Source organism: Halomonas maura (genome assembly GCF_030409305.1).
Lineage (GTDB): Bacteria > Pseudomonadota > Gammaproteobacteria > Pseudomonadales > Halomonadaceae > Halomonas > Halomonas maura.
Genome location: NZ_JAUFPQ010000025.1, coordinates 40,032 through 64,959 on the forward strand (window position 1 = coordinate 40,032; position 24,928 = coordinate 64,959).

General features: G+C 70.6%; 22 protein-coding genes. 11 read left to right on the forward strand and 11 right to left on the reverse strand.

The window, feature by feature from the left end:
* Nucleotides 1–46: 46 nt before the first annotated feature.
* Nucleotides 47–1,225: an acetyl-CoA C-acyltransferase FadA gene (gene fadA, locus QWY76_RS17250; protein ID WP_290312614.1), complete on the reverse strand. Its 1,179-nt coding sequence runs from the start codon at nt 1,223–1,225 to the stop codon at nt 47–49.
* Between the two features lie 43 nt (nt 1,226–1,268).
* Nucleotides 1,269–3,446 (reverse strand): fatty acid oxidation complex subunit alpha FadB, encoded by a 2,178-nt coding sequence (fadB, locus tag QWY76_RS17255; RefSeq protein WP_290312616.1) that lies wholly within the window; start codon nt 3,444–3,446, stop codon nt 1,269–1,271.
* 150 nt (nt 3,447–3,596) lie between these two features.
* Between fadB and QWY76_RS17260 the strand changes: the two genes are divergently transcribed.
* The gene (locus tag QWY76_RS17260; protein WP_290312617.1) at nt 3,597–4,817 is read left to right on the forward strand and encodes a DUF5924 family protein; all 1,221 of its coding nucleotides are present in this window, start codon (nt 3,597–3,599) and stop codon (nt 4,815–4,817) included.
* Nucleotides 4,818–4,886: 69 nt separating this feature from the next.
* Nucleotides 4,887–5,327 carry a transcriptional regulator SlyA gene (gene slyA / locus QWY76_RS17265; RefSeq protein WP_290312618.1) on the forward strand — a complete coding sequence of 147 codons (441 nt, stop codon included), beginning with the start codon at nt 4,887–4,889 and terminating at the stop codon, nt 5,325–5,327.
* Nucleotides 5,328–5,342: 15 nt separating this feature from the next.
* Here the strand turns inward: slyA and QWY76_RS17270 are convergent, their stop codons facing one another.
* Nucleotides 5,343–5,873, reverse strand: coding sequence for a preprotein translocase subunit YajC (locus QWY76_RS17270; protein ID WP_290312619.1), 531 nt, complete (start codon nt 5,871–5,873; stop codon nt 5,343–5,345).
* A gap of 108 nt (nt 5,874–5,981) precedes the next feature.
* Here QWY76_RS17270 and QWY76_RS17275 point away from each other — a divergent pair, with 108 nt between their 5' ends.
* Complete coding sequence (locus tag QWY76_RS17275; protein WP_290312621.1) at nt 5,982–6,434, forward strand: universal stress protein; 453 nt, start codon at nt 5,982–5,984, stop codon at nt 6,432–6,434.
* A 148-nt stretch (nt 6,435–6,582) separates the two neighbouring features.
* On the opposite strand, the gene QWY76_RS17280 is transcribed toward QWY76_RS17275, so the two are convergent.
* Nucleotides 6,583–8,514 carry an ATP-binding cassette domain-containing protein gene (locus QWY76_RS17280; RefSeq protein ID WP_290312622.1) on the reverse strand — a complete coding sequence of 644 codons (1,932 nt, stop codon included), beginning with the start codon at nt 8,512–8,514 and terminating at the stop codon, nt 6,583–6,585.
* Between the two features lie 115 nt (nt 8,515–8,629).
* Here QWY76_RS17280 and QWY76_RS17285 point away from each other — a divergent pair, with 115 nt between their 5' ends.
* Nucleotides 8,630–9,526, forward strand: coding sequence for a TatD family hydrolase (locus QWY76_RS17285; protein WP_290312623.1), 897 nt, complete (start codon nt 8,630–8,632; stop codon nt 9,524–9,526).
* Nucleotides 9,519–9,998 (forward strand): hypothetical protein, encoded by a 480-nt coding sequence (locus QWY76_RS17290; protein ID WP_290312624.1) that lies wholly within the window; start codon nt 9,519–9,521, stop codon nt 9,996–9,998. The genes QWY76_RS17285 and QWY76_RS17290 overlap by 8 nt, the downstream gene beginning before the upstream one ends.
* 36 nt (nt 9,999–10,034) lie before the next feature.
* Here the strand turns inward: QWY76_RS17290 and QWY76_RS17295 are convergent, their stop codons facing one another.
* The 3 genes from QWY76_RS17295 to QWY76_RS17305 all read right to left on the reverse strand — a co-directional run bounded on the left by QWY76_RS17295 (nt 10,035) and on the right by QWY76_RS17305 (nt 14,475).
* Nucleotides 10,035–12,269 (reverse strand): thiamine pyrophosphate-dependent enzyme, encoded by a 2,235-nt coding sequence (locus tag QWY76_RS17295; RefSeq protein WP_290312625.1) that lies wholly within the window; start codon nt 12,267–12,269, stop codon nt 10,035–10,037.
* Nucleotides 12,270–12,398: 129 nt separating this feature from the next.
* Nucleotides 12,399–12,953, reverse strand: coding sequence for an elongation factor P hydroxylase (locus tag QWY76_RS17300; RefSeq protein ID WP_290312626.1), 555 nt, complete (start codon nt 12,951–12,953; stop codon nt 12,399–12,401).
* A 103-nt stretch (nt 12,954–13,056) separates the two neighbouring features.
* Nucleotides 13,057–14,475 (reverse strand): FAD-binding oxidoreductase, encoded by a 1,419-nt coding sequence (locus tag QWY76_RS17305; RefSeq protein WP_290312627.1) that lies wholly within the window; start codon nt 14,473–14,475, stop codon nt 13,057–13,059.
* A 165-nt stretch (nt 14,476–14,640) separates the two neighbouring features.
* Between QWY76_RS17305 and QWY76_RS17310 the strand changes: the two genes are divergently transcribed.
* Nucleotides 14,641–15,348: a winged helix-turn-helix transcriptional regulator gene (locus QWY76_RS17310; RefSeq protein WP_290312628.1), complete on the forward strand. Its 708-nt coding sequence runs from the start codon at nt 14,641–14,643 to the stop codon at nt 15,346–15,348.
* Here QWY76_RS17310 and QWY76_RS17315 read toward each other — a convergent pair.
* Nucleotides 15,345–16,766 (reverse strand): FAD-binding oxidoreductase, encoded by a 1,422-nt coding sequence (locus tag QWY76_RS17315; protein WP_290312630.1) that lies wholly within the window; start codon nt 16,764–16,766, stop codon nt 15,345–15,347. The two genes, QWY76_RS17310 and QWY76_RS17315, sit on opposite strands and share 4 nt — an antisense overlap.
* A 182-nt stretch (nt 16,767–16,948) precedes the next feature.
* Between QWY76_RS17315 and QWY76_RS17320 the strand changes: the two genes are divergently transcribed.
* From QWY76_RS17320 to QWY76_RS17335, 4 genes are all read left to right on the forward strand, one after another.
* Nucleotides 16,949–18,991 (forward strand): BTAD domain-containing putative transcriptional regulator, encoded by a 2,043-nt coding sequence (locus QWY76_RS17320; RefSeq protein WP_290312632.1) that lies wholly within the window; start codon nt 16,949–16,951, stop codon nt 18,989–18,991.
* 91 nt (nt 18,992–19,082) lie between these two features.
* A complete protein-coding gene (locus QWY76_RS17325; RefSeq protein WP_290312634.1) occupies nt 19,083–20,534 on the forward strand; it encodes an MATE family efflux transporter in 1,452 nt (483 codons plus the stop codon).
* Nucleotides 20,500–21,546 (forward strand): DUF3080 family protein, encoded by a 1,047-nt coding sequence (locus QWY76_RS17330; RefSeq protein ID WP_290312636.1) that lies wholly within the window; start codon nt 20,500–20,502, stop codon nt 21,544–21,546. Before QWY76_RS17325 ends, QWY76_RS17330 begins: the two co-directional genes overlap by 35 nt.
* A 118-nt stretch (nt 21,547–21,664) precedes the next feature.
* On the forward strand, nt 21,665–22,372 hold the full coding sequence (locus tag QWY76_RS17335; protein WP_290312638.1) for a hypothetical protein: 708 nt from the start codon (nt 21,665–21,667) through the stop codon (nt 22,370–22,372).
* Between the two features lie 20 nt (nt 22,373–22,392).
* Here the strand turns inward: QWY76_RS17335 and tusA are convergent, their stop codons facing one another.
* Complete coding sequence (tusA, locus tag QWY76_RS17340) at nt 22,393–22,644, reverse strand: sulfurtransferase TusA (RefSeq protein ID WP_290312640.1); 252 nt, start codon at nt 22,642–22,644, stop codon at nt 22,393–22,395.
* 50 nt (nt 22,645–22,694) lie between these two features.
* Between tusA and QWY76_RS17345 the strand changes: the two genes are divergently transcribed.
* A complete protein-coding gene (locus tag QWY76_RS17345; protein ID WP_290312642.1) occupies nt 22,695–22,982 on the forward strand; it encodes an antibiotic biosynthesis monooxygenase family protein in 288 nt (95 codons plus the stop codon).
* Between the two features lie 16 nt (nt 22,983–22,998).
* On the opposite strand, the gene rlmM is transcribed toward QWY76_RS17345, so the two are convergent.
* Both rlmM and QWY76_RS17355 read right to left on the reverse strand, forming a co-directional pair.
* Entirely contained in the window at nt 22,999–24,066 is a 1,068-nt protein-coding gene (gene rlmM, locus QWY76_RS17350; RefSeq protein WP_290312643.1) for a 23S rRNA (cytidine(2498)-2'-O)-methyltransferase RlmM, read from the reverse strand.
* A gap of 46 nt (nt 24,067–24,112) precedes the next feature.
* Nucleotides 24,113–24,568 (reverse strand): DUF2721 domain-containing protein, encoded by a 456-nt coding sequence (locus QWY76_RS17355; protein ID WP_290312645.1) that lies wholly within the window; start codon nt 24,566–24,568, stop codon nt 24,113–24,115.
* Between the last annotated feature and the right edge of the window lie 360 nt (nt 24,569–24,928).

Sequence of the window (24,928 nt, forward strand, 5' to 3'; positions counted from 1 at the left end):
GTGCCGTCGTCGTGCTGCGTGCCGTTCGCGCGGCCGCGAGGGTCGCCTACTTCAGGCGCTCGAACACCGTGGCCACGCCCTGCCCCATGCCGATGCACATGGTCGCCAGGCCCAGGGTGGTGTCGCGTTCGCGCATCACGTTGAGCAGGGTGGTGCAGATGCGTGCCCCGGAGCAGCCCAGCGGGTGGCCCAGGGCGATGGCCCCGCCGTGCAAGTTGACCGCCTCGTCCAGGCGATCGCCCAGGCCGAGGTCCTTGAGCACCGGCAGCGACTGGGCGGCGAAGGCCTCGTTGAGTTCGACGGTCTGGATGTCGTCGATGGTCAGCCCCGCCGTCTTCAGCGCCTTCTTGCTGGCCGGTACCGGCCCGTAGCCCATGATCGAGGCATCGCAGCCCGCCACCCCGGTGGACAGCACCCGGGCGATGGGCGCAAGGCCCAGCGCCTGGGCGCGCTCGGCGCTCATCACCGCCATGCCGCTGGCGCCCACCGACAGCGCCGAGGAGGTACCGGCGGTCACGGTGCCGTTCCTGGGGTCGAACACCGGCCTGAGCGCGGCCATGCTCTCCAGGCTGGCGTCGGCGCGGATCACCTCGTCGCGATCCACCCGGACCCGGAAGCCACGCTCATCATGGCCCTCGACGCCGATGATCTCGTTGTCGAAGCCGCCGTTGTCCAGGGCGGCCTGGGCGAGCCGGTGGGAGCGCACGCCGAAGGCGTCCTGGTCCTCCCGGGAGATGCCGTGCATCTTGCCCAGCAGCTCGGCGGTCAGGCCCATCATCATGGCCGCCTTGGCGGCGTGCTTGCTGGCCGCCGGGTTGACGTCGACGCCATGGGTCATGGGCACGTGCTCCATGTGCTCGACGCCACCGATCACGTAGACGTCCCCCATGCCGGCGCGGATATTGGCCGCGGCGATATGCAGCGCGCTCATCGAGGAGCCGCACAGGCGGTTGACCGTCTGGGCCGGCACGGTGCGCGGGATGCCGGTCAGGATCGCCGCGTTGCGGGCGATGTTCATGGCCTGCTCGAGGGTCTGGTTGACGCAGCCCCAGATGATGTCGTCGACCTCCCTGGGGTCGAGGCCCGGGTTGCGGTCGAACAGCGCCTGCATCACGGCGGCGGACAGGTTCTCGGCACGCACGTGGCGGAAGGCGCCGTTCTTGGCCTTGGCCATGGCGGTACGCACGCCGTCGACCACCACGATGTCTCTCGGATTCAAACTCATCGAACTCGTACTCCCCGGTACCTGGTTAATAGCACGTGGTGAATCAGGCCTGCTGGCCATCCTGATAGAAGCGCTCGCCCTGGCGGGCCCTCTCGCGAAGCCGGTCGGTGGGCGCGTAGAGCGGCCCCAGCTCCTCGGCCAGCGAGTCGGCCTGGGCGACGAAGGCGTCCACGCCCATGGCGTCGATGTAGCGCAGGGCGCCGCCGCGGAACGGCGGGAAGCCGATGCCGTAGATCAGCGCCATGTCGGCTTCCGCCGCGCTCCCCACGATGCCGTCCTCGAGGCAGCGTACGGTCTCCAGGCACAGTGGGACCATCATGCGCGCGATGATCTGCTCGTCACTGAACTCGCGCTCGCCCTCGGCCAGCCCCTCGACCAGGGCGATGGCGTCCTCGTCGACGACCTTCTTCGGCTTGCCCTTCCTGTCCTCCTCATAGGCGTAGAAGCCCTTGGCGTTCTTCTGGCCCAGGCGGTCGTGGTCGACCATCAGCCGGATCGCGCTCTTGCCGCTGTCGCTGCCCATGCCGCCCATGCGCTCCGGGAAGCCCTCGGCCATCACCTCGCCGGCATGCACCGCGGTGTCCATGCCCACCACGTCGAGCAGGTAGGCCGGGCCCATGGGCCAACCGAAGCGCTCCATCACCTTGTCGATGTGCCGGAAGTCGGCGCCCTGCGCCACCAGCTGGCTGAAGCCGCCGAAGTAGGGGAAGAGCACGCGATTGACCAGAAAGCCCGGGCAGTCGTTGACCACGATCGGCGTCTTGCCCATCTGGCGGGCGTAGGCCACGGTGGCCGCCACCGCGGCATCGCCGGTCTTCTCGCCGCGGATGACCTCGACCAGCGGCATGCGGTGCACCGGGTTGAAGAAGTGCATGCCGCAGAAGTTCTCGGGGCGCTTGAGGTTCTCGGCCAGCCGGGTGATCGAGATGGTCGAGGTGTTGGAGGTGAGGACGGTGTCCTCGCCGACCCGCTCTTCCACCTCGGCGAGCACCGCTCCCTTGACCTTGGGGTTCTCGACCACGGCCTCGACCACCAGGTCGACGTGCGAAAAGTCGCCGTAGGACAGGGTCGGGCGGATATTGGCGAGCCGCTCGGCCATCTGCTCGGTGGAGAGCTTGCCGCGCTCCACCTGCTTGGTGAACAGCTTGCGGGACTCCTTGAGCCCCAGCGCGATGGCCTCCTCCTTGATGTCCTTCATCAGGATGGGCGTGCCCTTGGAGGCGCTCTGGTAGGCGATGCCGCCGCCCATGATGCCGGCACCCAGCACCGCGGCCTGGTCGATGTCCCCGGCCTGCTTCGCGTAGCCGGCGCCCTTCTTCTTGACCACCTGATCGTTGAGGAACAGGCCGACCAGGTTGTAGCAGACGTCGGTGAGCGCCAGCTTGGCGAAGGCCTTGGCCTCGATGGCCTGGGCCCGGGCGCGCTCCTCGCCGGCGCCCTTCTGGATGACCTTGATGGCCTCCACCGGGGCCGGGTAGTGCGGCCCGGCCTTGCCGGCCACGTAGCCCTTGGCGGTCTCGAAGGCCATCATCTGCTCGATGGCGTCGAGCTTGAGCGGCCCGGTCTTCTCGGCGCGGCGGGCCCGGTGGTCCAGCTCGCCGGCGTTGGCCCGGGCCAGGATGTCGCGGGCCGCCGCCGCGAGGGCCTCGGCGGGCACCACCGCGTCGACGGCCCCGACCTTGAGGCAGGCCTCGGCCTTGTTCTCGGAGCCACCGGCGATCCACTCGATGGCGTTGTCGGCACCGATCAGCCGCGGCAGGCGCACGCAGCCACCCCAGCCGGGGAGGATGCCGAGCTTGGTCTCGGGCAGGCCGATCCTGGCGGCCTCGGCCATGACCCGGAAGTCGGTGGCCAGGGTGACCTCGCAGCCACCGCCGAGCGCCAGGCCGTTGATCGCACTGACGGTGGGGAACGGCAGGTCCTCCAGGGCGTTGAAGATGCCATGCACCCGCTCGAGCATGGCCTGGATCTGGTCCGCCCCCTGCTCGAACATGCCGTGGAACTCGGTGATGTCGGCCCCGACGATGAAGGCCTCCTTGGCGCTGGCCAGGATCAGCCCCCGGAGGCCGGCCTCGGCGCTCAGGGCCCCCACCGCCTGGTCGAGCTCCTGGACCACCGCGGTGGAGAGCTTGTTGACTGACTCACCCGCGAGGTCGAAGGTCAGGGTGGCGATGTCGTCGTCACCACGTGCCACCGTGATGGCATTGCCTTGATAGATCATCCACGAATCTCCGTGCAGGAATTCATACGGCCGTTTGATTTCGACAGCTTGGTCCAGTCCGGCGACGACGTCAAGCCCCGCGTCGGCGATCGCTCGGCCGTCGCGGCGCGGCGACTCCCACGATCGGGGCCGGGCTGGTAGGATGCGGGCATGCCTCCCGATCGCCGCCTTTCCGACCCCGCCGCCCTGCCCCCTCGGGGAGCGCGTCTCGATGCCTGGCAGCAGCGCCTGGCGCGGCTGGCCGCACGCGCCCGGCCATGGAGCTGGCTGTGGCCGCCGGTGGCCTTCGCCGCGGGGGTCGGCAGCTTCTTCCTGGTGGAGCGCCAGCAGTGGCTCGGCGCCATGCTGGCCCTCGGCATGCTGCTGGCCTGGGTGCTGCTGCTCTCGGAGAGCCTGATCAGTCGCCTGCTGTCGCGACGGGGCTATCCGACCCTCCCTCGCGGTGTGACCACCTTCATCGCCCAGATGATCCACCAGGAGACGCTGTTCTTCACCCTGCCCTTCCTGCTGGCGACCACGGTGTGGACCAGCGGACAGGCGGCATTCACGCTGCTGATGCTGGCCCTGGCGATCCTGTCGATCCTCGACCCGCTCTACTACCGCCTGGCCGATCGCCACCGCTGGCTGTACTTCGCCTTCCACGCCCAGTGCGTCTTCCTGGTGGTACTGGTCACGCTGCCCACCCTGCTCCACCTGACCACCGGCCAGAGCCTGCTGCTGGCCCTGGCGGCCATGGTCATCTTCAGCCTGCCGAGCCTGATGCACCTGCTGCGGCCCATGACCCGGAGACGCTGGCTGGCGATGCTGGCCCTGCTGCCGCTGCTCGCCGGCGCCGGCTGGGCCGGCCGCCTGTGGGTGCCACCCGCCAGCCTGTGGCTGTCCGGCCGCGCCCTGTCGCCGAGCTTCGACGAGCAGGCCCGGGCCCCGGAGGGTGGCGTGCGCCTGACCCCCGAGGCGCTGGTCGACCATGGGCTCTATGCCTATACGGCGATCCATGCACCGCGGGGGCTGCGCGAGGAAGTCGTCCACGAATGGCGCCACGAGGGCCAACTGGTCGACCGCATTCCCCTGGTGATCAAGGGCGGTCGCGAGGAGGGCTATCGGGCCTGGACCCACAAGCAGAACTTCCCCGAGGCGGTGTTGGGGAACTGGCGGGTCGACGTGATGACCGCCGGCGGGCAGCGCATCGGCGTGCTGCGCTTCCGGGTCAGCGACTCGGCGGAACAGGCGACCCTGGCCGACGGACGGATCCAGGCCCCGCCGGGGCTTCCCGGCCTCGACCTGCGCCGGCTGATCGCCCGCCCCGCCGAGTCGCCGCTGCCCGACGGCGGGAAGGACACGCCGCGCCAGGACGGCGCCGGGACGCCCTGAGGGCGTCACTTGCATTACACGCCAACGCTCCGGACAATCCAGCCAGGCTTACCCTCAATGCAGAGTCCCATGCATCAGAACATCGGCTTCCAGCTTGCCCGCGTACCCCGCCTGTGGCGCGCCATCATCGACCGGCGCCTGGCGCCGGAGGGGCTGACCCAGACTCGCTGGGTCACCCTCTACCACCTGTGGCGACTGGGCGACGACCAGCCCCAGTGCGACCTCGCCCGGGCCATCGGCGTGGAGGCCCCCTCCCTGGTGCGTACCCTCGACCAGCTCGCCGAGCAGGGGCTCATCGAGCGGCGACCCTGCGACCAGGACCGGCGTACCAAGCGCATCTTCCTGACCCAGGCGGCCATGCCATTGCTCGAGCGCATCGATGCCGTGGTCAGTCAGGCCCGCCACGAGATGCTCGCCGGCCTCGCCGACGAGGAGGTGGCGCAGCTCAGCGAGCTGCTGTCGCGGATCGAGGCCAACGGCATGGCGATCCAGGCCCGCGAGGAGCCCTGACCGCCGCCGGCGGCATCAGGCCCGCGGCGAGCGCAGGCGGCGGTGGGCCTCGGGGCGGTCCGGCCGATTGGCCAGGCTGTCGCGCAGCTCGGCGAAGCCCGTCGCCAGCGACTCCAGCGCCGCGATGTCCAGCGACTCCTCCCACCACAGCGTCAGCGCCGCCGCTCCCGACTCCACCACCAGCGCATCCTCCGGCAGCCGCGCCAGCAGCGCCGCCAGCCGTTGCTGGGCGGCGTCCGGCAGGGGCCGCAGGGGTTCCAGCCGCCAGCGCCAGCCGCCCCGGTAGGGCCTCAGGGCCTGGCTGGCGACGGCATCGCGCACCAGCACGAAGTCGGGCCCCGGCTGCTGGGCGGGATAGGGCCAGCGATAGGCGGGCAACAGCTCGCCGCCGTCGTGCAGCGGGGAGTTCTCGAGGCGCACACTGACCCCGGCGTGCCTGGCGGCCTCGCGCAGGCGGATCAGCCGCTGCTGACGCGGACTCGGACGCAGCCACATGGCCGGGGCGAACACCAGTCCCACGACCCCCAGGATGATCAACCAGACCATAACCGTTTCCTGTTCGAAGTTTGATGCAAGTCGTTGTCGTGGCTCGCCAAGCGTCCTAGAGTGGAAGGCATTCCACCACCCGTTGGACACCCTGCCGGAGGCAATGCCATGAGCAACGAGTATCGTCACGTCCTGGTCGCGGTCGACCTGACCAAGGACTCCCACAAGGTCCTGGAGCGCGCGATGCAGATCGCCGACCGCAACCAGGCCAGGCTCTCCATCATGCATACCCTCGAACCCCTCGGCTTCGCCTACGGCGGCGATATCCCCATGGACCTGACCAGCATCCAGGACCAGCTCGACGATCACGCCAAGCAGCGCCTCGCGGAGATCGCCGATCCCCACGTGGCCAAGGAGAACCAGCACGTGGTCGTGGGCATGCCCGATACCGAGATCCATCGCTTCGCCGAGGAGCAGGGCGTCGACCTGATCGTGGTCGGCTCCCACGGCCGTCACGGCTTCGCCCTGCTGCTGGGCTCCACCTCCACCGGGGTGCTGCACGGCGCCAAGTGCGATGTCCTGGCGGTGCGTGTCGGCAAGGAGGGCGAGGCCGAGGAATAGGCCCTCGCCGCTCCCGCACACAAGGCGCCCAAGGGCGCCTTTTTGTGTTTCAGGCCACGTGGCGGTCAAGATCGTCGGGGTCGTTCGCGACGAACCAATGCCCTTCCCAGCTCCCTGCGGGTCGTCGAGCGCAGTCGCGAATCGTCGTTTACTCCCCGGCGGCCTGGGCCTCCAGTTCCATCCACCGCTCCATGGCGGTTTCCAGTTCGGCCTGCTTGTCGTTCAGGGCCTGGAGCGTCGCGGTGACGGTCTCGCTGTCCTGCTGATAGAAGGCCGGGTCGGCCACCCGCGCCTCGACGTCGGCCAGCTCGCCCTCGAGGCGCTCGATCGCCGCCGGCAGGGTATCGAGCTCGCGCTGCAGCTTGTAGGAGAGCTTGACCCGCTTGGGCGCCGCCGGGCTCGCCTCGGCCGCCTTCTCGGGCTCGGGCTTGGCCGGCGCGGCCTCGGCCGTGGGCTCGACCCCCTGGCGGGCCGCGCCGTCCCAGGGAGCCGGCGGCAGCTTGCCGCCCTGGCGCACCCAGTCGCTGTAGCCGCCCACGTACTCGCGGACCCGGCCCTCGCCCTCGAAGGCCAGCACGCTGGTCACCACGTTGTCCATGAAGGCCCGGTCGTGGGAGACCAGCAGCAGGGTGCCGTCGAAGTCGAGCAGCAGCTCCTCGAGCAGCTCCAGGGTCTCGACGTCCAGGTCGTTGGTGGGCTCGTCGAGCACCAGCACGTTGGCCGGCTGGGTGAACAGCCGGGCCAGCAGCAGCCGGTTGGATTCGCCGCCGGACAGCGCCTTGACCGGCTGGCGGGCGCGTTCCGGGGTGAACAGGAAGTCCTGCAGGTAGCTCATCACGTGGCGGTCGCGCCCGCCCACGGTGACCCGGTCGCTGCCCTGGGCGACGTTGTCGTAGACGGTCTTCTCCGGCTCGAGCCCGGCACGCAGCTGGTCGAAGTAGGCCACCTGCAGCTTGGTCCCGACGCGTACCTGGCCCTCGGTGGGCGCGAGCTCGCCGAGCAGGATCTTGAGCAGGGTGGTCTTGCCGGCGCCGTTGCGGCCGATGAAGCCGATGCGGTCGCCGCGCTGGATCTCCAGGCTCAGGTCGCGGATCACCGTCTCGTCGCCATAGCGCTGAGTGACGTGCGACAGCTCCACCACCCGCTTGCCGCTGCGCTCGCCGGTGTCCACCGAGAGGTTGGCGCGGCCCTGGCGCTCGCGGCGCTCGCCGCGTTCGCGACGCAGCTGCTGCAGGGCGCGCACGCGACCCTCGTTGCGGGTGCGCCGCGCCTTGATGCCCTGACGGATCCAGGCTTCCTCCTGGGCCAGCTTCTTGTCGAACTCGGCGTTCTCCCGGGCCTCGACTTCCAGCTCGTGGGTCTTCTGCTCCTGGTAGCGGGCATAGTCGCCCGGGTAGCGACCGAGGCGACCGCGATCGAGCTCGAGGATCGCGGTGGCCAGCTTGGACAGGAAGGCCCGGTCGTGGGTGATGAACAGCACCGCGCCATTGAAGTCGGCGAGCTGTTCCTCGAGCCAGGCGATGGTGTCCAGGTCCAGGTGGTTGGTGGGCTCGTCGAGCAGCAGCAGGTCGGGCTCGGCGACCAGCGCCCGGGCCAGCGCGACCCGACGCCGCCAGCCCCCGGACAACCCGGCCATCTCGGCGTCCTCGGGCAGACCCAGGCGGGTCAGCACCACGTCGATGCGCTGGTGGAAGGACCAGCCATCGATGGCCTCGATACGGGTCTGCAGCCGGGCCATGCGAGCCATGTCCGGGTCGTCGGCCTGGACCAGGTGGTGGTACTCGGACAGCAGCTCCCCGGCCTCGGGCAGCCCCTGGGCCACCACGTCGAAGATGGTCTCGCCGGAGGCATCGGGCAGGTCCTGGGCCAGCACGCCGATCTTGAGGCCGGGCGCACGCCAGATGCTGCCGCCGTCGGGGACGATCTCGCCGGCGACCAGCTTGAGCAGGGTCGACTTGCCGGTCCCGTTGCGGCCCACCAGCGCCAGGCGCTCGCCCTTCTCCAGCACCAGATCGGCGCCGTCGAGGAGCACCTGGGGACCGTAGGCCAGTTGCAGCTGTTCCAGACGTAGCAGGGTCACGCGCTCACCTCTTGGTTCATCGAGGGCGCCAGTGTAACGCATGGCCGGCCCGTCGTGGCCCCACCCCGCCTCTCCCGGGTACAATGCGCGCCCGCTTTGACAGGAGTGTTCCGCCTTGGCCGACGCAACGCCCCCCTTCGACGATGTGCTGCCCGAGGCGCTGAGGTTCCGTTCGCCGGCCCCGCTGGTGGACATCGGCGCCAACCTGACCCACGACAGCTTCGCCCGCGACCTCGAGGCGACGATCACCCGCGCCCGAGCCGCCGGCGTGACGACCCTGATCCTCACCGGCACCGACCGCGAGCATGCCGAGCAGGCCGTGCGACTGGCCCGCCAGCACGCCGGCCTGTATGCCACCGCCGGCGTGCATCCCCACGATGCCCGCCAGTGGTCGCCGAGCCTGGCGGCCGCCATGCGCGAGTTGCACCGCGAGCCGGAGGTGGTCGCGGTGGGCGAATGCGGCCTGGACTTCAACCGCAATTTCTCGAGCCCCGCCGAGCAGGAGCGCGCCTTCGAGGCCCAGCTCGGCCTGGCCGCGGAGAGCGGCCTGCCGCTGTTCCTCCACGAGCGCGATGCCGGCCGCCGCATGCGCGAGATGCTGCATGCCTGGCGCGACGACATCAGCCGGGCCGTGGTGCACTGCTTCACCGCCGACCGCGAGACCCTCTACGGCTACCGGGATCTCGACCTGCATGTCGGCCTGACCGGCTGGCTGTGCGACGAGCGTCGCGGCCACCACCTGCGCGAGCTGGTCGGCGAGATTCCGCTGGAACGGCTGATGGTGGAAACCGACTGCCCCTACCTGCTGCCGCGCAATTTACCTGCCAAACTCAAGGGCAGGCGCCACGAGCCGGCCCTGCTGCCCTGGATCGTGCGCGAGATCGCCCACTGGCGCGGACTGACGGAGGCCGAGCTGGCCCAGGCCACCACCGCCACCGCCCGCGCCTTCTTCGGGCTCGATGCGAACCACGACGCACACCACGCCCTCGAGGAGGGACCCCGACATGGATGAGCTGCCCGCCTTCATTGCGGTCGAGACCGGCGACGACGGCGACCTGCCGCTCTCCATCGCCTGGACGCTGCCCGACGGCCGCGTCAAGCACACCCTGATCCAGCCGGACGAGGATTGGCTCGACGACGAGCTGATCTCGCTGGGGACCTACAGCCTGGAGGAGCTGACCAGCCTGGGCGTGAGCCCGCTGGACGTGATCCGCGAGCTGGAGACCGACCACTTCAACGCCACCCTCTACACCGCCGGGGTCGGCGATGACGAGGCGGCGCTCTCCCGGCTGTTCGAGACCTACGGGCTGGATCCCTTCGTCGAGCTCGCCCCCGCCGAGAGCCTCTATGGCGACCTCCCCCCGGGCGACTGGTCCCGCGCGCGGGGCGAGCTGTTCGGTGAGCTCGGCCTCGAGCCGCTGCGCCCGGAGGAGGAGATCCAGGTGATGCTGACCCTGCACCAGCGGCTGCAGGCCTCCGACTAGCCCCCCGCGGCCGACGCCCCGGGGCGAGGCTGGCGCTCAGGAGGCAGGCCGCCCCGTCGCCGGAAGCGTTGGTGATGGCGTCTCGCCCTCCTCCCCCGAGCCGAGGCTGCCCAGCAGTCGGCGGGCCTCGCCGAGGATGGCCTCCGCCGACGGCAGGGTCACCGTGGCCGCCGGGCCCAGCGGGATGAAGCTGTCCTCGGCGGTCAGCCGATGCAGCCGCTCGCCGGCCAGGCCGCGCTCCACCAGGGCGGTGATGATCTCCTCGCTGAGCGAGCCGGTGCGCCGGCACTCGTCGACGCACAGCACCTGGGCGCAGTCCGCCACCTGGCGATGGAGGGCGTCGTGGTCGAGGCCGGTCAGCCAGCGCAGGTCGATGATGCGCACCCCCTCGCCCGCCGCCCCCAGCCGGGCCCGCGCCTGGTGGGAGAGGTAGACGCCGTTGCCGTAGGTGATGATCGCCAGCGCCCGCCCCTCGCCGTCGCGGCCGGGCCGGCCGGCGGGCAGCCGGAACTCGGGACCGGGATCGGCGCAGCACCAGCGCTGGTCATCCTCGTCCAGCAGATCCCGGGTGTGGTAGCGGGCGATCGGCTCCAGCACCACTACCACGCGCTGCTCCTCGTCGGCGAGCCGCACGGCCTCCTGCAGCAACCCCACCGCGTCGGCCCCGTTGGACGGACAGGCCACCAGCAGGCCGGGGATATCGCGCAGCACCGCGATGGCGTTGTCGTTGTGGAAGTGGCCGCCGAAGCCCTTCTGGTAGCCGAGCCCGGCGATGCGCACCACCAGCGGGTTGGTGTACTGCCCCCGGGAGAAGAAGCTCAGGGTCGCCGCCTCGCCGCGCAGCTGATCCTCGGCGTTGTGCAGGTAGGCGAGGAACTGGATCTCCAGCATCGGCAGCAGCTCGTTGTGGGCCAGACCGATGCCGAGCCCCAGGATGCTCTGCTCGTCGAGCAGGGTGTCGATGACCCGACTGGTCCCGAAGCGGGCCTGCAACCGTTGCGTGACGCCATAGACGCCCCCCTTGCGGCCGATGTCCTGCCCCGCCATCACCAGCTGCGGGTAGGCCACCATCAGGCGGGCCAGGGCCTGGTTGATCAGCCGAGCCATGGGCGCCGGGGTGTCGTCCGCCACGGCCGGTTCGGCGACCGCCACCCGCCGCGAGGGGCGTGCCGGCGGCACGATGCTGGCCATCACCTCGGCGGCGGAGGCCAGCCGCGGGCAGCCCATCACCTCCTCGGCCTCCCGCGCCACCCGCTCGCCGACGGCCCGGTACCGCGCCTCCAGCTCGGCGACGGAGAGCAGGCCATGCCGGCGCAGCAGGCCGGCGGCGATCAGCAGCGGGTCGCGAGCCTCGTCGGCCTGGATACGCGCGGGGTCGAGATAGGCCTGCTGGGCGTCGGAGCCGGCATGGCCCATCAGGCGCACGCAGTGCATGTGCAGGAACACCGGCTGGCGGCGCCGCCGGGCGAGGCGTTCCGCCTCCCGGGCGGCGCGATAGGTGTCGAGGGGATCGAGGCCGTCGCAGCTCAGGTAATGGAGCGCGGGGCGGGCGCGCACGCTGGCCTCGATCCAGCCCTCGGGGGTCGGCGTGGAGATGCCGATGGCATTGTCCTCGCAGACCAGCACCAGCGGCATGGGCATGCCCTGGAAGGCGGCCCAGCCGGCGGCGTTGAAGGCCCCCTGGGCGGTCGAATGGTTGAAGGAGGCATCGCCGAAGCTGCACAGCACCACGGCATCGGCCGGCCAGCGGCCGGCCCCGCCCAAGCGACGCCACAGGCCCAGGCTGTAGGCGGCGCCCACCGCCTTGGGCAGGTGCGAGGCGATGGTGCTGGTCTGGGGCGGTATGGTGAGGCTCAGCGCGCCCAGCACCTTGTGGCGCCCGCCGGATATCGGATCCTCCGCCGCGGCACAGAAGCTCAGCAGCATGTCGCGCAGCGGGGTCTGGCCGGGCAGCGCCTTGCTGCGCTGGATCAGGAAGGCGGCATCACGATAGTGCAGGAAGGCCGGATCGGTGTGGCGGAAGGCCGCGGCGATGGCGGCGTTGCCCTCGTGGCCGGCGCTGCCGATGGTGTAGAACCCCTCGCCCCGGGCCTGCAGGCGGCGCGCCTGATAGTCGAGGTGGCGGCTGAGCAGCTGCGACTCGAACAGCTCGACCAGGCGGGGGCCGTCCAGCCCGGCCGCCTCCAGCCCCCGGGGGCGGCTCGGCTGCGGCCAGTCGTCGCGTGCCAGGGCGGCGAAGAAGGCATCTTCCAGGGGAAAGGCGGTGGCCACGGCCGGACTCCTTGTGATGGGGCACTGCCTTGAAGCCTACTCCATCGGCCCGCCAAGCGGCATGCCCGATGCCCCACCACCGCAACGGCCCGTTGGGCCTGCGCTCGCGTCGGCGGGGGCGACGGCCCCTCAGGCCGGCAGCGGTGCCAGCGTCTCTCGCCCGCGCGCCACGGCCGCCTCGAGGGAAAGCCCCTGGCGGTAGAACCCCTCGAGGGCGCACCGGAAGGCCGCCGCCCGGCGCGGCAGCCCCTCCGTCTCGTAGCGCGCCGCCCGGGCGGCGACCCGGGCCCGGAAGGCCTCCCGGTCGACCGCCACCTCGCCCAGGTTGTCGACGCTGACGTTGAAGCGCCGCCCGCTGGCCGCGGCGAACAGGCTCTCCAGCGCCTGGGGCGCCACCTCCACCGACTCGAAGGCGCGCTGCTGCTCGGCATCGCGCCCGTCGGGCAGGTACCAGTAGCCGTAGTCCTCGAGCGCGCGGCGCCGCGCCCCGGCGATGCACCAGTGGCTGATCTCGTGCAGGGCGCTGGCGTAGAAGCCCCGGGCGAAGATCACCCGGTGCCAGGGCGTCTCGGCGTCGGCGGGCAGGTAGAGCGGCTCGTCAGCGCCGCGCACCAGCCGGGTCCGGTAGGTGGGCAGGAAGAGGCCGTCGAACAGCGCGATGACATCCTCGAGGCGATGGCTCACTCGGGCACCTGGGTCTGGGACATGGGCGGCGTAGTATAGCGAGCCGGGCGCGGCGGCGAAAAGCGCCGCCACGCCTCGACGCCCGAGGCGCCGGCCCTGGCCGCTAGGACGCGCTCGCCGGGGGGATGTTCTGGTTCAGGTGGAACAGGTTGTCGGGATCCCAGCGCGTCTTGAGGGCCACCAGGCGCGCGTGGACATCCTCCCCGTAGGCGGCCCGAACCCGGGCCTCGCCCTCGTCGCCGCTGATGAAGTTGACGTAGACGCCGCCGGTGGTGAAGGGCGCCATGGCCGTGAAGGTGTCCCGGGCCCAGTCGATCTGGCGCCTGTCCTCCTCGGGGTCCCGCCAGCGGGCCTGGATGTTGAGCACCCAGGCGGCCTGGCGGTGGGGGTAGGGGGTCGAGGCCGCTGGCTGCCGGGCGATCTCGCCACCCAGGGACAGCATGCCGATGGAGGCTTCCTTGCCGGGCATGCGCCGGGCCCGCTCACAGAGCACGTCGACGGCCTCTCCGGTCAGCTGGTCGAGATAGTGGCCCTTCCAGTAGTTGCGCGCCCCGGCATCGGCGGTGGCGTCGAACATCGACTGGAACTCCACGTAGGGTCGCCGCGCCACGACATCGGCGATGGGGCGGCCGATCCGGCGCAACGGCGCCAGCGCGGCCTCGCTGCTGGCGGGGTCGCCGCTGTGGATCATCGCCAGCAGCAGGATCAGCTCGCCGTGGAACGCCTCGGGGATGAAGGGCTTGGGCGGGGCATGGCGCAGTACCGGCAGGCAGGCGACCTCGTCGGGGGCCTCGCGCATCACCTCGGCGACACGCCGCAGCACCTCCGGGGCATCGGCGGCGTCGTGGACCACCGGCCCGGCCAGGACCTCGTGAGGCTGGTCGTGGAGCGCGAACTCGAAGGCGGTGGCGACACCGAAGTTGCCCCCGCCGCCGCGCAGGCCCCAGAACAGCTCGGCATGCTCGTCATCGGTGGCACGCAGCCGCTCGGCCCCGGCACTGACCAGTTCCACCGCACGCAGGTTGTCGACGGTCAGCCCGAATCGCCGGGACAGGTAGCCGAAGCCGCCGCCCAGGGTGAGGCCCGCCACCCCGGTGGAGGAGATGAAGCCGCCCGGCGTCACCAGGCCATGCGCCTGGGTCTCGCGGTCGAGGTCCGCCAGCAGCGCGCCGGGGTCGACCCGGGCGATGCGGCGCCGGGTGTCGACCCGCACCGCCGCCATGGTGGAAAGGTCGAGCATCAGGCCGCCCTCGCAGACCGCATGGCCGGCCACGTTATGCCCGCCCCCACGCACGGCGACCGCCAGATCCTGTTCCCGGGCGAAGCGGACCGCCGCCATCACGTCCTCCGCGCCCTGGGCCTGGACGATCACGGCCGGATGGCGATCGATCATGGCGTTCCAGATGGTGCGTGCAGCGTCATAGCCCGGCTCGCCGGGCAACAAGGCAGGCCCATGCAAGGCATCGCGCAGCGAGGCAACCTGCGGCGACGACAGGCGGGCCCGATGGCTGAGGGGAGTCATGATTGTGCTCCCGGGGCGATCGCGTCGCCCCTGGTCGGATACCGTCGCTCCAGCGGAGCGACCGGTAGGTGAATGAGGATGGCGTACCCTCAGCCTGGGCCCGCCCGGCCGCCCCGACCAGTTCGATGTTTGTACCCCGCGCGGCCCTGGACTAGCGTCAGGGACATGACTAGGGGATATGGCCAGTTCTGCCCGGTGGCCAAGGCCGCCGAGATCGTCGCCGAGCGCTGGACGCCGCTGGTGATGCGGGAACTGCTGTGCGGCAGCCACCACTTCAACGACCTGCGCCGCGGCGTGCCCTTGATGTCGCCCTCGCTGCTGTCCCAGCGCCTCAAGCGGCTCGAGGACGAGGGTCTGGTCAACCGTCGCGAGGCTCCCGGGGGCGGCAGCGAATATCGGCTCACCGAGGCCGGTGAGGCCCTGCAGCCGGTCATCGAGTCGCTGGGCGCCTGGGGCAAGCGCTGGGTGCGTCGCCAGGCCGACGGGAACGATCTCGACTCGGGACTGCTGATGTGGGACATCCACCGTCGCCTGCGGATCGACCGCTTTCCCGGGGGACGCACGGTACTGCGCGTCGAGTTCACCGACATGCCCGCCAGGCGGCGCTTCTACTGGCTGGTCATCGATCGCGGCCAGGTGGATGTCTGCCTCAAGGACCCGGGATTCCCGGTGGACCTCTTCCTCGCCGTCCCCCTGCCCGTGCTGACCGACATCTGGCTCGGCGACCGCTCCCTCCAGGCCGCCCGGCAGGCCGGCGAACTCGACCTGCGCGGCCCCGCCAGGCTGCGTCGCCGCCTGGCCGGCTGGCTGCGGCTCAGCCTGTTCGCCGGGGTCGAGCGGGCCGACGCCCGAGGCGCCGGGCCTGGCCGCTAGGACGCGCTCGCCGGCGGGATGTTCTGGTTGAGGTGGAACAGGTTACCGGGGTCGTAGCGCGCCTTGATCCGCGCCAGCCGGTCGTAGTTCTGGCGATAGTTGTCCGGGACCCGATCGCCGTCGTCGGCGGACATGAAGTTCACGTAGCCCCCCGGTTCGACATGCGGCTGCAGGGCCCGATAGTAGGCCCGCCCCCAGGCCAGGTGGCGCTCGTCGTCGGCCGGGTCGCGCCAGCTCGGGCCCAGCACCGTGGCGAAGGCGGCCTCCCGGTAGGCGAAGGCCGTGGCCTCGGGGGCGACGCGCCGGCAGGCGCCATCGATGGGAAACAGCAAAGTCGCGGTCTCGAGGCAGGGAATCCGCGCGCCATGCTCCAGGTGCACGGCGATCGCCTCCTCGTCGAGGGGGCCGGAGAAACAGCCCTTCCAGTAGTGGCGCAGTCCCGCCGGCAAGAGTTCGTCGAAGAGGGTGTTGATCAGCGGATACGGCATGCGCTGCAGCGCCTGGCCGATCACGGGCCCGAGACCGTCGAGACGCTCGCGGATCGCCTCGTCCTCGGCCGTGGGGCCGCTCCAGCAGGTCAGCACCACGATTACCGGCTGCCCCTGCCAGCGTTCGGGCACGAAGGGCAGCGGCGGCCCCAGGGTGATGCCGAGGATCGCCCCCAGCGCCTCCGGCGCCTGGGCGATCAGGGCCTGGTAGCGACGGATGACCTCGGCATCGAGGGGATAGAAGGTCGGCCCGCCGAGGATGTCGGGCACCTCGTGCAGCCGATACTCGAAGGAGGTGACCACGCCGAAGTTGCCGCCTCCGCCGCGCAGCGCCCAGAACAGCTCGGCATGCGCTTCCTCGCTGCAGGTCAGGAAGTTCCCGTCGGCGGTGACCACATCCGCCGAGAGCAGGTTGTCGCAGGCGAGGCCGCAGCGGCGGTTCAGGTAACCGAGTCCCCCGCCGAGGGTCAGCCCGGCGATGCCGGTGGTGGAGACGATCCCGCCGGGGGTCGCCAGCCCGAAGGCCGCCGTGGCGTGGTTGAGGTCGGCCCAGGTGCACCCCGCCTCGGCGCGCACCCGCTGCCCCGCCGGATCGACGCGAATCCCCCGCAGGCGGGCGAGGTCCAGGACCAGGCCATCGTCGCAGGTGCCGAACCCGGGCACGCTGTGGCCGCCTCCCCGTACGGCCAGGGGCAGCCCATGTCGGCCGGCGAAGGTCACCGCGGCCATCACGTCGGCGACTCCCGCGGCCTGGACGATCAGCCGCGGATGGCGGTCGTGCATGGCATTGTAGACCCGGCGTGCCCGGTCATAGTCCGGGTCGTCGGGCGTGACCAGCGTCCCGTGCAGGCGTTCTGCGAGGGCAAGGATCGCCTCGGCGTCCGGCTCCCGGGGGCCGGACGCTCGTGTGTCAGTGGCTGTCGTCGCCATGGTCCACCTCCTGGCTCATCGAGGCTTGCCGCATCGGGCGGCGCGGGCCCCGGACGTCCCTGTCCCGGGGGCTATACCTTGGTTATAGCCGCAAGGCGCTCCCGGAGCGTGACAAGGCCGTGACCGGCGGCTTAGCGCCTCCCCGGGCCAGCACATAGACTGAGGGAAGGAGGCGCGCCGCCATGACCCTTCACCTATCGCTGCTCGGGGAGTTCGCCTGTCACTCGTCGGAGGCCTCGCGAATCGTCTTTCCAACCCGCAAGGTGGAGGCCCTGCTCGCCTACCTCGCGGTCTCGCCCGGACGCCGCCATTCCCGCGAGCGGCTGGCGGGACTGCTGTGGGGTGAAATGCCCGAGGCCCAGGCCCGCAGCAACCTGCGCAAGGCCCTGTCACGCCTGCACCAGGCCTTGCCGGAGGCGGCCCGGGGCGTCCTCGTCGTCGATCGGCGCGAATTGGGGCTGGCGGCGACCGGGGTCCGGGTCGACCTCGAGGCCTTCGATCGGCTGCTGGCCGACGGGACCCCGGAGACCCTGGAGCGGGCCCTGGCGCTGTATCGCGGCCCCTTCCTGCAGGGCATGGGCGACTACGGTGAGACCTTCGAGGACTGGCTGATGGCGCAACGCCTGGCCCTCGAGGAACGGCGCCAGCAGCTGATGCACCGCCTGCTCGACCACTACGTGGTCACCGGCGCCATCGATCCCGGCATCCAGCTGGCCCAGCGGCTGCTGGCCGACGACCCCCTGGACGAGGGGGTGCACCGCACCCTGATCCGCCTCTACCTCTACCAGGACCGGGTCGGCGCCGCCCTGGCGCAATATCAGCGCTGCCGGGAGCGGCTCCTCGACGAGACCGGCCGCCAACCCGGCCCCCAGACCGAGCGCCTCAGGGAGACGCTGCTGGCCCTGCAGCCGGGCGGCCCGACGCCGGCGGCTCCCCCGCCGAACGAGCCGGATGACCTGCCGGAGCGCGCCGGCGTCATCGCCACGGCCGCTCGCGAGCGTGCCCGGCGGCGGGCCAGCCCGGACGGCTGTCCGGCCCTGGCCGTGCTGGCCTTGGCGACGGACGACGTGGCGGACCGTCATCTCGGCGACGGCCTGGCGGAGGATATCGCCACCGAGCTCGGGCGCTTTCGCGAGCTCGAGGTCATCGCCTCGACCAGCGCGCTGGCCTACCGCGACAGCGACGCCGCGCCGCAGCGCATCGGCAGCGAGCTCGGCGTGGACTACCTGCTCGAGGGGCGCCTGCAGCGCCGTGGCGAGCGCCTGAGGCTCACCGCTCGCCTGCTGTCCACCGCCGATGCCCACCAGGTCTGGGCGGAGCAGTACGACTGCCAGGGCGAGGCCTGCTTCGAGGTCCAGGACGAGATCGTCGGGCAGATCGTCGCTCGCCTGGTCGGCGGGCTCGAGGCCGAGCGGCTGCGCCAGGCGCGTCGCCAACCTCCCCGGGACTGGCAGGCCTATGACCTCTGGCTGCGGGGCTGGCATGCCCTGCGGCGCCCCGAGCTCGCCTCCATCCAGCAGGCCCGGGGCTTCTTCCGCCAGGCCCTGGCCCAGGACCCGCAGCTGGCCCGGGCCTATGTGGGCCTGGCCCTCGCCCACCTCAACGAGTGGGCCTGCTATGCCTGGGGCCACTGGGTCTTCCTGCAGCAGGAGGCCCTGGAGCTCGGCCGCAAGGCGGTCGGCCTCGACGAGCACGACCACCGCGCCCACTGCATGCTGGGCCTGGCCGAGCTCTATGCCCGGCACTACGACGTCGCCCACCGGGAACTCAGCCTGGCGCTGGAGCTCAATCCCAACGATGCGGATGTCCTGGCCCACGCCTCCTTCGCCCTGGCCCTGGCCGGCGACCCGCAGCGGGGCGTGGCGGCGGCTCGCCGGGCCCTGCGGCTGGCGCCCTATCGGCCCGAGTGGTACGCCGGCATGGCGGGCATCGCCTTCTACAGCGCCCACCTCTACGAGGAGGCGATCGCCACCATGGCTACGGCCCCCGAGGCCTTCTGCAACACGCCCGCCTTCCTCGCCGCGGCCCATGCCCAGCTCGGCCAGCCGGAGCGGGCGGCCGGCCACCGGGACACCGTCTATCGCCACTATCGCTACCAGGTCTCGCGAGGCACCTTCCCCCCCGGCATCAGCTGCCTCGACTGGCTGACCGCGCTCGATCCCTATCGGCGCGAGGCCGATGCGGCCCACTATCTCGAGGGCTTGCGACGGGCGGGCTTCGAGTAGCCCGGCGTTTCGCGGCCCCTGATAGACTATCCGCTCCGCCCCGACGGCATGAGGCCCGGGGCCTGGTCACCCTCTGCATGGAGCATGCCCCTTGGCCCCGTTCACCGCCGACCTGCTCGCCGTCACGCGCCGGGAAACCCGCCCGCTGATCCGTCTGGCCCTGCCCATCTGCGGCGCCCAGCTCGCCCAGGCGGGCATGAGCGTGGTGGACGTGATGATGACCGGCCGCCTGAGCGCCACCGACCTGGCGGCGGTGTCAGTGGGCTCGAGCCTGTGGTTGCCGCTGATGCTGTTCATGACCGGCACGCTGATGGGCCTGACGCCGGTGGTGGCCCAGCTGCTGGGTGGCGGTCGGGGAGGCATCCGCGAGAACGTGCACCAGGCGCTGTGGATCGGCGTGGCCCTGGGCATCGTCGCCGCCGTGCTGCTGTGGCTGGCGGTGATGCCGGTGTTCCGACTGATGGCGGTGCCCGAGGAGGTGGCACGCCGTTCCGCAGGCTACCTGGCCGCGGTGGCCCTGGGCATGCCCGGCGTGGCGATCTTCCAGGCGCTGCGCGCCTTCTCGGACGGCATGAATCACACCCGCCCGGCGCTGTGGATCAGCCTGGTGGGGCTGGCGGTGAACATCCCCAGCAACTACCTGCTGATCTATGGCGGCGCGGGGCTCACCGCACTGGTCGGCGAGGGACTGCCGGGGCCGCTGGCGGCCCTGCCCGCCCTGGGAGCGGTCGGCTGTGGCATCGCCACGGCGCTGTCCATGTGGGTGATGTGCCTGACCATGATCGCCTATACCCGTCGCAGCCGGGCCTATGGCGACGTCGAGCTGTGGCGCTCGCCCACCCCGCCGCGCTGGCGGGTGATCGGAGAGCTGCTCTACGTGGGGGTGCCGATCGGGGTGGCCATCTTCGTCGAGGTGACGCTGTTCACCCTGATCGCGCTGTTCATCGCCAGCCTCGGCGAGGTGACCGTGGCGGCCCACCAGGTGGCCCTGAACTACACCTCCCTGCTGTTCATGCTGCCGCTGTCGCTGGGCATGGCGCTGACCGTCCGGGTCGGCCACACCCTCGGCCAGGCCCGTCCCGAGGCGGCCCGCCTGGTGGCCTGGAACGGCATCCTGATCGCCGTGGCCGTGGCGTTGTTCAACAGCCTGCTGCTGTGGCTGACGGCCGAGCCGGTCATCGCCCTCTACACCCACGACCCCGCCGTGATCGCGCTGACCCTGTCCCTGGTCGGGCTCGCCATGCTCTACCAGGTCTCCGACGCCCTGCAGGTCGGCCTGGCCGGCGCCCTGCGCGGCTACAAGGATACCCGGGTGATCATGCTGATCACCCTGCTCGCCTACTGGCTGGTGGGCCTCGGCGGTGGCCACTGGCTGGGCGCGTATGGCCTGTTCGGCCGGGTCCCCCCGCTCGGGGTGTACGGCTACTGGATCGGGCTGATCGCCGGGCTGAGCGTGGCGGCGATGCTGCTCGGCGAGCGCTTGAGACGACGGAGCAAGGCGGTGGCCCATGGCGACATGGAACTTCCCGACCTGCGGGACTGACGGCCGCCGGCGGGCCGGCTGGTGGGCCACGCTGCTGCTGGGTCTGCTGCTCGCCGGTTGCAGCGACGGCCCCGCCGAGACGCTGCTGGTGGACTACCAGCGGCGCCTGGCGGGCGCCCTCGCCCTGGCGCCCCCCTCTCCCGGCCGTCCGACCAACATCGCGGCCTTCCCCGAGCCGGAGGCGCGCCTGTTTCCCCTCGACGAGAGCCGGGAGGGCATGCTGGCGGTCTTCGCCCTGCGTGACTGCCATATCGCCAACCTGATCGCCGCCCGCAACAACCAGCTGGGCCGGGTAGCCGCCCCGAGCCAGCGCTGGCTCTATGAGCTCGCCCTGTGGCGCCGCCTGAGTGGCTGCTGGAACACCGAGGTACCGAAGCGCCTCGGCGACGCCGACCGGACGCGCCTGGCGCGCCTCACCCGGAGCAAGACCGAGCAGCTGCCACGGGCGAGCTGGAATGCCGTGTTCGACTCCAGCGAGTGGGTCGGCAGCTTCTCCCGGGCCAGCGCCCCGCTGGCGCCGGACGCGCTGTCGGCGGTCGAGACACAGCTGCCCGCACTGCACTACCTGCGCGAGGCGGTCCTCCACCAGTTCGACCGCCGCTGGCCCCCGGACTCCGCGACCCTCGAGGGCCATCTCCAGACCCTGCAGACCCGTCCACTGACCGCCGAACTGCTGCGTGCCCTGCTGCTGGCCGAACAACGCCTCGAGGAGGCCTCGGCGCTGCTCGAGACGGCTCTGGCCAACGGGACTCGCTGTACCGAGCTGACCATCGCGACCGGGCATGACCGGCTGACCCGCTGGCTGGACGGGCTCCAGCGGCAGTCCCGGCGCTGGCTGCTGGGCCTCGACCGGCTGATCGAGGCCCAGCTCGTCGACCCGCCACCGGCCATCGTCGCCTATCGCCAGCGCTGGCTCTCCCTGGAGGCCGACCAGGCACCCTGGCCCGCGCTGGAGGCGGCCCGGGAGCGTCATCGCGGCCTGCGTGAGGCCATGATTCGTCGCTGCGGTTGACGCCAGAGGCTTAACCTCGGTCACCACTCTGTGCTATTGATGGGAAGACAGTGACGTTGTGCGCTGCCGACAGGCCCAATCGCCAATGCCGTGACCATGCAGCAGCAGGAGGGACTTCATGGGTATCCCGCTGTCACACCGCCCCGCCCGGGTCATCGACCTGGACACCATGCGCCAACGCCAACAGGCCAGGAAACGCCTGGTGCGTCTCGCTCCCGAGCTCGACGGCCTGGAGATGGTCTATCGGCTGCCTTCCGAATCCGAAGCCTACTACGGCATGCCCCTGCTGGCCTGGGGGCTACGGGATGACGGCGAAGTGGTCGGCCTGGTGCCATGGATGGAAAGCCTGACGCCCTGCCAGATGCTCGATGACCCCGAGCATGGCCATTTCATCGGGTACCGGGATCCGGAGACCGAGGAACTGTTCGAGGAGCCCCCCGAGCACAAGGTGCTGGAGCTCGAGCAGGCCGCCGCCTACTTCGAGTACGAGGAGACCGAGGAGGCGACCCTGATCCAGCAGTTGCCGGAAACCCAGGGCACCCATGCGCTGTGCATGGACGAGAGTGGGGCGCCCTGGCAGCTCAAGCAGGTGTTCGGCTGGCGCCTGTACAGCGACGGGGCGATCGAGGCCCTGCTCGCCGACGAGCGGCTGGTCGAGTCCACCCCGATCCTGCCCGGCGATGCCTGCCTCTACCCCGGCCACAGTCGCCACCGGGTGGTCTACTTCTTCCAGCGGCAGATCGCCAACCGCATTCGCCGCGAGGATCCCGCCACCCTGGAAGCCCTGGCCCTGATGGTCATGCCCGATGCCGAACAGCCGGAATGAGGCAGGCCTTGGGCCACGCCTCAGCCCAGCCGGATGAAGTAGAGATAGCGGCCGTCGTCCTCGTGCTGCTGCAGCAGTTCATGGCCGAGGAAGCCGCAGAACTTGGGCACGTCCCGGGTGGTGGCCGGGTCGCTGGCGATCACCTTGAGGACCTCCCCCGACTGCATGTCGCGCACCTTGTTGTGCATCAGCATGATCGGCTCGGGGCAGTAGAGCCCCGTGGTGTCCAGTTCGGCATGGCAAGTGGGCAGGGAATCCGCGGAATCAACCATCGATGACCTCGCCTAAGGAAATGAGAGAATAGCGTCTAGGGAGCTAGTGGATGATCAAGATCATTATCGAACGTCGTATCATGCCCGGGCTGGAGGCAGAATACGAGGAGGCGGCCCGCGAGGCCATGCGCCAGGTGCTCGGCGCCCCGGGCTTCGGCGGCGGCGAGACCCTGGTCGAGAAGGACCACAGCGACCGGCGCCTGATAATCACCCAGTGGCGTGACCTGCGGGCCTGGAAGGAGTGGCGTGACAGCGAGCAGCGCAGCCGCGTGATGCAGCAGATGCTGCCCCTGCTGACCGAGGACGAGCACGTCCGCATCTACGCGCCGAGCTACTGACCCCCTCCCCCGCCCGTCAGTTCAACAACCGGACATGCACCGTCACCTCTTCACGATCGTGATAGAGGTGACGGCAGGCGATTTCCGCCTTGACCCCGGCCTCGCCGAGGGCGGCGTCCAGCCGGGCCAGGCCCTCCGAGACGGCCTCCCAGCGCCGCTTCATCGGCAGCTTGAGATTGAAGACCGCCTCGCGGCACCAGCGTCGGGTCAGCCAGCGCTCGACCATGTCGATGACCCGCGCCGGCTTGTCGACGATGTCGCAGACCAGCCAGTCCAGCCGCGATGGCGGCGCCCAGACGAAGCCATCCTCACGCAGGTGATCGACCAGGCCGGTCGCCATCAGCTTGCGATCCATGGGGCCGTTGTCGATGGCGTAGACCTGCATCCCCCGATGGACCAGTTGCCAGGTCCAGCCGCCCGGCGCCGCCCCCAGGTCCGCCGCCTGCATTCCCTCGCCCAGGCGGTCCTCCCATTGATCTCGTGGCACGAACTCGTGCCAGGCCTCCTCGAGCTTGAGGGTGGAGCGGCTCGGCGCGTCATGGGGGAAGCGCAGGCGCCGAATGCCACCGGCAAGCTCACTGCGATTGCCGGGAAAGCTCATCCCCAGCTGGACCCGGTCACCCTCGGTCCACAGCAGGTGCAGGCGCCGGCCGCCGGCCTTGCGCCGCAGGGCCCCGCGCTTGCGAAGCGTCGACTCGAGGGGGCGCTTGAGCGCCTTGATCAGTCCGGCCAGCGCCTTGGCCTCGTTGGTGTCCGGGGTCTCCTGCCACAGCGACTCGAAGCTCCAGCCGCTCGCCACGACCTGTTCGACGATGGGCGTGAGACGGTCGTCCCGTGACAAGGCTTCCAGGGGCTCCAGTGCCACCAGGCTCTGGCGGGCAAAGACCAGCGAGGCCAGTGGCAGGGCCCGATGCAGCGCGTTGGCGGGGCGTTCCTCGCTGACCACGAAGCGGACATGACCGGCCTGTGGCTCGGCGCGGGGATAGCCCTGCCAGCCCACGGAGGCCGCCTTGGCGGCAACTTCACTGGCCAGATCGGCCTCGAAACCGGGACGGCAATAGAACAGCAACTGCTGGGGGGTCATGTGGCCTCCTGTGAAGGCCCGCCAGTCTAGCCGGGGGACATACGGCTCACAAGCCGTGCATGCCCTCTTCCTCCTCCTCGTCGACTGCCACTGCCTTGCCGGCGGCCCGGTCCCGGCTCCAGTTCTCGATATCCTGGAGCTGGACATTCAGGGCATTGGTCGAGATCTTCACCTCCCAGAGGGAGAACACCAGCGACACCGACAGGCTGATCAGGCTGACGCCGAACAGCAGCATGCCGAGGAGCTTGAGGGACAGGAACAGCGCGAACATCGATAGCGTGCAGAGCAGGAAGCTCAACACGCCCGCCATCTGCATGCGCTTGGTCAGGGTAATCCGCTTGCGCAGCAGCAGGATCTGGCGCATCGCTACCTCGTGATGGGCGTCGCGCTCCTCGTCGGCCAGCTTGCGAATCAACTGCGCCAGGGTCAAGAAGCGGTTGGTATACGCCAACAGCAGCAGGGAAATGGCCGGAAACAGCAGCGCCGGGGTGGTCAGGGTCAAGGCAAGCTCCATTATTAGACTTTAGTCGCATTATACGCGATTCCCTGCCCGAGGCCGAGTGACCCCCGCACATGGCGCGGCGACGGGTGTCATCGCACCTGCCGAGGCGATTGCTGGCGGGCGCGTTATGTTGCGCCGAGGCGGCCCGAAGACTCGGCAGCGGCACCCCTGAACGCCTCGAGTCGGGAGCTCCTTGGCTTGCTGGCACGAATGCCAGGATGAAACGACCCCGGACTCTCTCGAACCCCGAATCGTTTCCGGAATAGGTGGCTGATGATGATTCACCCGGCGGGCCCGCTTGACCTTCCCCCTGGATTCGGTCCAACCACAATGTGAGAACCGCTCCTTCATGCACACCGC